At 29.8% G+C, this 1,182-nt stretch carries 2 protein-coding genes and 1 pseudogene; all 3 read left to right on the top strand.

Features of this window, described 5'->3' with window-relative positions:
• The first annotated feature begins 151 nt into the window (after positions 1-151).
• Positions 152-586, top strand: coding sequence for a TonB-system energizer ExbB (gene exbB, locus Q1553_RS00045; RefSeq protein ID WP_115552064.1), 435 nt, complete (start codon positions 152-154; stop codon positions 584-586).
• Positions 580-969, top strand: coding sequence for a TonB system transport protein ExbD (exbD, locus tag Q1553_RS00050; RefSeq protein ID WP_115552065.1), 390 nt, complete (start codon positions 580-582; stop codon positions 967-969). Before exbB ends, exbD begins: the two co-directional genes overlap by 7 nt.
• Positions 966-1,182: pseudogene (locus Q1553_RS00055) on the top strand (hypothetical protein); the annotation flags it as partial. The gene exbD and the pseudogene Q1553_RS00055, both read left to right, overlap by 4 nt.

The raw sequence follows: 1,182 nt of genomic DNA on the forward strand, positions 1-1,182 counted from the left end.
AAAATTGAATTCAAAATTATAATAATCATTACTAAAATTAAAATAAATTTTGCTTTTTTCTTGCATTAATAACTAATAATAATCATTTTTATTATTTTATAAGTTTTAAAGTTTCATAATTTTGAAAATTACTTTTATGAAAGGAAAATTTATGGAAATTCTTAAATCCTATGTGGATATTCTCATCTTTACAATTCTTGGATTAATGGCATTTATAGCTCTTTGGTGCGTGATTGAGAGGCTATTGTTTTTTAGAAAACTTGAGCTAAAAAACTTCAACACTCAAGAAAACTTTGAAGCAGCCATTACAGAAAATCTCACAACATTGCATATTATTTATTCTAATGCTCCTTATGTTGGACTGCTTGGCACGGTGATTGGCATTATGATTACCTTTTACGATATGGGGCTTAGTGGAAATATTGATGTCAAATCCATTGTAATGGGGCTTTCTTTGGCATTAAAAGCCACTGCACTTGGGCTACTTGTTGCGATTCCATCTCTTATTAGCTACAACGCACTTTTTAGAAAAGTCAGCCTCTTAAACAATGATTATAAAGCAAATACAAAGAATCCACGATGTTAAAAATTCAACATTCAGAGGGACTAAATATTGTTCCTTTTATTGATGTCATTTTAGTTTTACTTGCAATGGTGTTGAGCATTTCTACCTTTATTGCGCACGGAGAGATAAAAATAGAATTGCCTAAATCTGATTCAAGTATGCAATCTTCTAATGATTCCAACAAAATCCAAATCCTTATTAACGCACAAGATGTTTATTACTTGGAAGACAAAGAAACCACACTTGAGGAGATTCAAAAAAGAATTAATACTTTGGATAAACAAACAATTGTGGAACTCAAAAGTGATAAAAATGCAACTTTTAATAGTTTTGTGCAAATCATTGATATTTTAAGAACAAATCATCACGAGAATTTTCAAATCATTACCGAGAAAAACCAATGAATGCACTTTCAACTCACAAAGCCCAAGCTTTTTATTTAACAACTCTTTGTTTTCTACCTTTAGTCATAGGATTTTTTAACTACTTCCTAATTTTTAAAATTAATCCTAAAAATCAAGAAAATTTTACGCTTAGTATGCAACAATTTATTGCACAATCCTATATTGCTCACCCTCAACAATCCGCACAACAACCATATATGGAAAACAAGAAAC

Source organism: Helicobacter sp. UBA3407 (genome assembly GCF_949747025.1).
Lineage (GTDB): Bacteria > Campylobacterota > Campylobacteria > Campylobacterales > Helicobacteraceae > Helicobacter_D > Helicobacter_D ganmani.